Origin of the sequence: Allobosea sp. 117, assembly GCF_000702305.1 — a bacterium.
GTDB lineage: Bacteria > Pseudomonadota > Alphaproteobacteria > Rhizobiales > Xanthobacteraceae > Ancylobacter.
On the sequence record NZ_JNLC01000018.1, the window covers coordinates 246,588 to 253,025 of the forward strand.

A 6,438-nucleotide genomic window follows, 5' to 3' on the forward strand; every position below is an offset into this window, starting at 1 on the left:
AAATATATTATTAAGGCAGAGGGCAATTGTGGAGTCGTCGGATGCTCACGAAGAAGGGAAAATACGGGCTCAAGGCGGCCCTCCACCTCGCCGCGCTGCCGCCCGAGACGACGGCGAGCGGCGCCGAGATCGCCGCCCGGAACCACATCCCGAAGAAATTCCTCGACGCCATCCTGCTCGATCTGCGCGATGCCGGCATCGTGCGCGCCAAGCGCGGGCCCGGCGGCGGCTACCGCCTCGCGACGCCTCCCGCGCAGATCCATGTCGGCCATGTCATCCGCGTGCTGGACGGCCCGCTGGCGCCGCTGAAATGTGCCAGCGTGAGCGCCAACCGGCCCTGCGAGGACTGCCCGAACCTGGAGCGGTGCGCCGTGCGCATCACCATGGGTCATGTCCGCGACGCCATGTCGGCCATCCTCGACCGCATGACGCTCGAGGAGATGATCATGTTCAGCCGCGTCCGGCACCCGGACCTGATGTACCACATCTGATGTCCCCCTCCCCGCCGGCCGGCATGCGCATTTTCCCGCACGGGCCCTGCGCGCAAAAGGGGCTTGCAGCGACAACATCTATAGTCTAGCGATTTTATAAATTTTAGCCGATCGCGCCGCTTTCCCGTTCCCTCGCCTCGCCGGATTTCCGGCCGGCGCGGGAATTGTGGGGGCCGCCGAGCAGGGAAAACGACATGTCCGACACCACCTCCACCGCAGCGGCCTCCAATGACGGCCTCAACGTCCTCTGGTTCCTGCCGACGCATGGCGACGGCCGCCATCTCGGCACCGGCATCGGCGCCCGCGAGCTCGACATCGACTATCTGCGCCAGGTGGCGCAGGCGGCCGACCGGCTCGGCTATTACGGCGTGCTCATCCCCACGGGTAAGAGCTGCGAGGATTCCTGGCTGGTCGCCTCGGCACTCGCGCCGGTCACCAAGCGCCTGCGCTACCTCGTGGCGGTGCGCCCCGGCCTCGCCTCCCCCACCCTCTATGGGCGCATGACGGCGACGCTGGACCGCATCTCGGACGGCCGCCTGCTGATCAACATCGTGACCGGCGGCGACCCGGTGGAGAATGCCGGCGACGGCATCTTCCTCAACCATGATGAGCGCTACGAGGTCACCGACGAGTTCCTCCAGGTCTATCGCCGGCTGCTGGCCGGCGAGCGCGTCACCTATGCCGGCAAGCATATCCGCGTCGAGGACGCCCATCTCCTGTTCCCGCCGGTGCAGGAGGGTGGCCCGGCGCTTTATTTCGGCGGTTCCTCGGCCTCGGCGAACAGCGTCGCGGCCGACCATGTCGACAAGTACCTCACCTGGGGCGAGCCACCGGCGGCGGTGGCGGCGAAGATCAAGGAGGTGAAGGCGCTCGCCGAGGCGCGCGGCCGCAAGGTCTCCTTCGGCATCCGCCTGCACGTCATCGCCCGCGAGACCGACGCCAAGGCGTGGGAGGCGGCCAACGACCTCATCAAATATCTCGACGACGACACCATCGCTGCGGCGCAGAAGGTGTTCTCCCGCCTCGATTCGGTCGGGCAGGCGCGGATGTCGGCGCTGCATGGCGGCCGGCGCGACAGGCTGGAGGTCAGCCCCAATCTGTGGGCCGGCGTCGGGTTGGTGCGCGGGGGCGCCGGCACCGCGCTGGTCGGCTCCGGCGAAACGGTGGCGGCGCGCATCCAGGAATATGCCGATCTCGGCATCGACAGCTTCATCTTCTCCGGCTATCCCCACCTCGAAGAGGCCTATCGCGTCGCCGAGCTGGTGCTGCCGCGCCTCAAGCTCAATCACGACATCGTCCGGGGAAGCTCGAAGGTGAACACCGGCCCGTTCGGGGAGACCATCGCCAACGACTACCGCCCGACTCTACGCGCGGCGCAGTCGTGAGCGGGCCGGCAGCCGAGGCTCCTGCCGCCATCGAGACGCCGGTCGCCATCATCGGCGGCGGCGTCTCCGGCGCGGCTGTCGCCTGGCATCTGCTCACCCAGCGCCCTGACCTCGACCGCGTCGTCGTCATCGAGCCGCGTGCCGGCCTCGGGCGCGGCCTCGCCTATAGCGCCGCCGATCCGTCGCACCGCATCAACGTGCCCTCGACGCGGATGTCGCTGATCCCGGACCAGCCGGAGCATTTCAACGACTGGCTGGAGGCCTCGGGGCGGCTCGACCGCGATGCTTCCGCGCGCACGCCCGACGGGCGCAGCTTCCCCGCCCGCAGCGCCTTCGGCGACTATGTCGGCGAGACGCTGGCGGCGCTCGGCCCTCGCCTCGTCCACGTCGCCGCGGCGGCCGACGACGTCGTCACCACCGACGACGGCTACCGCATCGCCTGCTCGGACGGTCGCGAGGTGCACGCCGGCACCGTGGTGCTCGCGGTCGCCCATGTGGCGCCCTCGCCGCCCGGCATTCTCGGCCGCGCGCTCGCCGGCCATCCCCGCTTCGTGCCGAACCCGTGGGACACCCCGGCGCTGGCCGCCATCCGCCCGTCCGACCGCGTCTTGATCGTCGGCACCGGCCTCACCATGGCCGACATCGTGGCGAGCCTCGATCGGCTCGGCCATCGCGGCGGCATCGTCGCCGTTTCCCGCCGGGGGCTGCGCTCGCGCGGCCACGCCACCGCCCAGCACGACCCCTATGGCGACTTCGCCACCGCGCCGGCGCGCAGCGTGCGCGAGCTGGTGCGCCGGGTGCGGACGACGGTCGCCGCGGCCGAGGCCGAGGGCAAGAGCTGGCACTGCGTGTTCGACCAGGTCCGCCTGCAGGGCAGCGCGATCTGGCACGCCCTGCCGCTGACCGAGCGCGCCCGCCTGCTGCGGCATCTGCGCCCGTTCTGGGACGTGCACCGCTTCCGCATCGCCCCGCAGGTCGAGGACGGCATCGACCGCCGGCTGGCGGCGGGCACGCTCGAGCTGCGCACCGCCTCGCTGCAGGGCGTCGAGCGCGACGGCGACGCGATCCGCGTCACGCTGCGCGGGCGGCGCAGCGGCGAGTGCGCGACCGAGGCCTTCGACGCCGTGGTGGTGGCGACCGGCCCGGCGCATGGCCGGGTGTTCGCCGACAATCCGGTGCTTGCCGCGCTAGAGGCCCGCGGCCTCGCCCGTCCCGACCCGCTGCGGCTCGGCATCGACACGGCGGACGACGGCCATGCCGTGGGGCGCGACGGCCGTCCCGTTCCCGGCCTCTACGTCGCCGGCCCGCTGGCGCGCGGCACGGTCGGCGAGCTGATGGGCCTGCCGGACGTGACGAACTATGCCGTGCGTATCGCCGCCGCGGTGGCCGCCGAGCTCGACGCGCCCGACAGCGCCGCCGCGCCGCGTTACGCGAGCGCGTAGCGCGCGTCTTCTCCGAACCAGCTTGGGCGACTTACTCGGGCAACGTCATCCTGAGGTGCTCGACCGTAGGTCGAGCCTCGAAGGATGGTCACCCCGTGCACCCGGATGATCATCCTTCGAGGCCGGCTGTGCCGGCGCCTCAGGATGACGGTGTGCTTGATCGAGCGCCGAAGACGGCATGGATGCCCCGCACGACGCGGAAGCATCGCGGCCTACGGAGAGCCTCCAAAATAAATCTACCAAAACAGTAGATTTCTATTGACCGGCACATTTGCCTTTGCTCAGATGGCGTTACCGACGATGGAGCACCGACGGCTCCGGCCTGTTCCGCCACGTCGGGCATGGGGGCGCAAAATGACCTGGATCTGTCGACGCCACTGACCTCGCCGGTCTTGAGCCTTTCCGCTCGGGTGGAAAACACCTGACGACAGGAAAGTGCTCCGGGCTCGAAGACGGCTCGCCATTCGCACAATCAATTCGGCCGCGACGCCGGCGCCATGGTGCACCGCGACGGCCCAGCCATGGAAATTCCGATGTCCATCCTCTCCCGCCGCCATTTGCTGGCGGCCACGGCCGCGCTTGCCCTCTCCGCCGCCGCCATCGGCACGGCCTTCGCTGCCGACGTCACCATCGGCTACCAGACCGGCGCCGACCCGGCGAAGGTGGCCCAGGCCAGCGGCGCCTATGAGAAGGCGACCAAGGCGAACATCAACTGGCGCAAGTTCGATTCCGGCGCCGACGTGATCGCCGCCATCGCTTCCGGCGACGTGCAGATCGGCTATGTCGGGTCGAGCCCGCTCGCCGCCGCCGCCAGCCGCGAATTGCCGATCGAGACCATCTACATCGCCGCCCTGCTCGGCGACGCCGAGGCGCTGGTGGTGCGCAACGGCGCCGGCATCGCCAAGCCCGAGGACTTCAAGGGCAAGAAGGTCGCGGTGCCCTTCGTCTCCACCACCCATTATTCGCTGCTGGCCGCGCTGAAGCATTGGCAGGTCGATCCGAAGAGCGTCGAGATCCTGAACCTGCGCCCGCCGGAGATCGCCGCCGCCTTCGCCCGCGGCGACATCGACGCCGCCTATGTGTGGGACCCCGCGCTCGGCAAGATCAAGGAGACCGGCAAGGTCTTCGCCTCTTCGGCCGACGTCGCCAAATGGGGCGCGCCGACCTTCGACGCCTGGATCGCGCGCAAGGACTTCGCGCAGAAGAACCCGGAGGTCGTCGCGCAATTCGTGAAGGTCACCGCCGATTCCTACGCCGACTACGCGAAGAACGGCGCGAACTGGACGCCCGCCTCGCCCGAGGTCGCCGCCATCGCCAGGCTCACCGGCGCCAAGCCGGAGGAAATCCCCGAGCTGCTCAAGGGCAACAAGTACCCGCTGCTGGCCGACCAGCTCTCCGAGGCGCTGCTCGGCGGCGGCACGGTCGAGGGCCTGACCAGGACGTCGGCCTTCCTGAAGGAGCAGGGCCGCATCGACGCCGTGCTGAAGGATTACGGCCCCTATGTCAGCCGCACGCCGGCCGAGCAGGCCGCCAAGCTGAACTGAGGCGGGCCATCAAGGCTTTGCCGGATCGACCGTTCCCGAGCGTCGCGGAGGAGGCCCCGCGACGACGACTGAAGGCCCGGCGGCAGCAGCGCTTCGGCGAGGGCTGATGCCGGGCCTCTTTTCTTCACCTGAACGGATCCCTCGTACCAATGGACGGGCCGCGTGATGAAGCTGACGATCTTCCGCCTCGGCGTGCGCTTTCCCCAGCCGGCAGGCGGGCAGACCACCGTCCTCGAGAATATCGATCTCTCCATTCCGGCCGGCGAGCTCGTCGTGCTGCTCGGCGCCTCGGGCTGCGGCAAGTCGACCCTCCTGAACGCCGTCGCCGGCTTCCTGCCGCCCAGCGAAGGCGAGGTGTGGGTCGATTCCTACAAGGTCTCGGGCCCCGGCGCCGACCGCGGCGTGGTGCTACAGACGGACGCGCTCTACCCCTGGCTCGACGCCCGCGAGAACGTCGCCTTCGGGCTGAAGATCAAGCGCATCTCGAAGCGCCAGCGCGACGCGCGCGCCGAAGAGGCGCTGGACCTCGTCGGCCTCGCCGGCAAGGGCAATCACGCGGTGTGGCAGCTCTCCGGCGGCCAGCGCCAGCGGGTGAGCCTCGCCCGCGCCCTCGTCGCCGATCCCGACATCCTGCTCATGGACGAGCCGCTCGGCGCGCTCGACGCGCTGACCCGCGAGCAGATGCAGGACCTCGTGCTCGACGTCTGGCGCCGCACCGGCAAGACCATCCTCTTCGTCACCCACGGCCTCGACGAGGCGCTCTATCTCGGCACCCGCGTCGTGGTGCTGGCGGGCCGGCCGGGGCGCATCGTGCTCGACGAACCCTGCGACTTCGGCCGCCGCGCGCTCGACGAGGGCATCGGCGGCGCGGTGAAGTGCAGCGTCCAGTTCGCCGCCGCCCGCGAGCGGCTGCGCGGCGTCATCTTCTCGGGAGCCGCCTCATGAACCGCCCGATCGGCCGCGATCCCGGACACGTCCTGCCCATTCCGGTGGCCGACCTCGCGCTCCCCTTCGCGGTGCCGGTCGAGGGTGTGCCGCGCGGCGTGGGAACGGACGCTGCTGCCGATGCCGGCCCGCCGCCGGCCCGGCTCGCCATACCGAGCCGCGTGCTGATCTCGCTCGCGACCATCCTCGTGCTGGTCGCGCTCTGGTGGGCGGCGAGCGCATCGGGCGCCGCGCCCAAGCTGTTCCTCCCCTCACCCGGGGCGGTGCTGGCCCGGCTCTGGCGCATCGCGACCGAAGGCTTCGTCGACGCCACCCTCGCCCAGCATCTCGGCGCCAGCCTGCTGCGCGTCTTCCTCGCTTTGATCGCCGCCATCGCCATCGGCGTCCCGGCGGGGCTCGCCATCGGCCTCTCGACGGTGGGACGCGGCATCCTCGACCCCATCGTCGAGTTCCTGCGGCCGATCCCGCCGCTCGCCTATCTGCCGCTCGTCATCATCTGGGCCGGCATCGGCGAGACCGCCAAGGTGCTGGTGATCGGCCTCGCCATGCTGCCGCCGATCATCATCGCCACCGCCGCCGGGGCGCGGAACGTCGAGCCGAACCGCCTCAACGTCGCCCGCGCGCTGGGCGC

General features: G+C 70.3%; 6 protein-coding genes. All 6 read left to right on the forward strand.

Annotated features, from left to right (window positions below; translation table 11 throughout):
* Positions 1 to 41 precede the first annotated feature (41 nt).
* Complete coding sequence (locus tag U742_RS0121190) at positions 42 to 491, forward strand: RrF2 family transcriptional regulator (RefSeq protein WP_029356733.1); 450 nt, start codon at positions 42 to 44, stop codon at positions 489 to 491.
* Between the two features lie 194 nt (positions 492 to 685).
* Entirely contained in the window at positions 686 to 1,876 is a 1,191-nt protein-coding gene (ssuD, locus tag U742_RS0121195) for an FMNH2-dependent alkanesulfonate monooxygenase (RefSeq protein WP_029356735.1), read from the forward strand.
* The gene (locus tag U742_RS0121200) at positions 1,873 to 3,318 is read left to right on the forward strand and encodes an FAD/NAD(P)-binding protein (protein WP_029356737.1); all 1,446 of its coding nucleotides are present in this window, start codon (positions 1,873 to 1,875) and stop codon (positions 3,316 to 3,318) included. Before ssuD ends, U742_RS0121200 begins: the two co-directional genes overlap by 4 nt.
* A gap of 533 nt (positions 3,319 to 3,851) precedes the next feature.
* Positions 3,852 to 4,862: a taurine ABC transporter substrate-binding protein gene (tauA, locus tag U742_RS0121205; protein WP_029356739.1), complete on the forward strand. Its 1,011-nt coding sequence runs from the start codon at positions 3,852 to 3,854 to the stop codon at positions 4,860 to 4,862.
* Between the two features lie 165 nt (positions 4,863 to 5,027).
* Positions 5,028 to 5,807 (forward strand): taurine ABC transporter ATP-binding protein, encoded by a 780-nt coding sequence (locus U742_RS0121210; RefSeq protein WP_029356741.1) that lies wholly within the window; start codon positions 5,028 to 5,030, stop codon positions 5,805 to 5,807.
* Positions 5,804 to 6,438, forward strand: a 635-nt coding sequence (locus U742_RS22305; RefSeq protein WP_038362303.1) for an ABC transporter permease subunit, incomplete at its 3' end; no start/stop codon positions are given. The genes U742_RS0121210 and U742_RS22305, both read left to right, overlap by 4 nt.

Bases quoted from the DNA above. Each gene is read 5' to 3' on its own strand.
- U742_RS0121190 (WP_029356733.1), top strand. From the start codon at position 42: ATGCTCACGAAGAAGGGAAAATACGGGCTCAAGGCGGCCCTCCACCTC.
- ssuD (WP_029356735.1), top strand. From the start codon at position 686: ATGTCCGACACCACCTCCACCGCAGCGGCCTCCAATGACGGCCTCAAC.
- tauA (WP_029356739.1), top strand. From the start codon at position 3,852: ATGTCCATCCTCTCCCGCCGCCATTTGCTGGCGGCCACGGCCGCGCTT.
- U742_RS0121210 (WP_029356741.1), top strand. From the start codon at position 5,028: ATGAAGCTGACGATCTTCCGCCTCGGCGTGCGCTTTCCCCAGCCGGCA.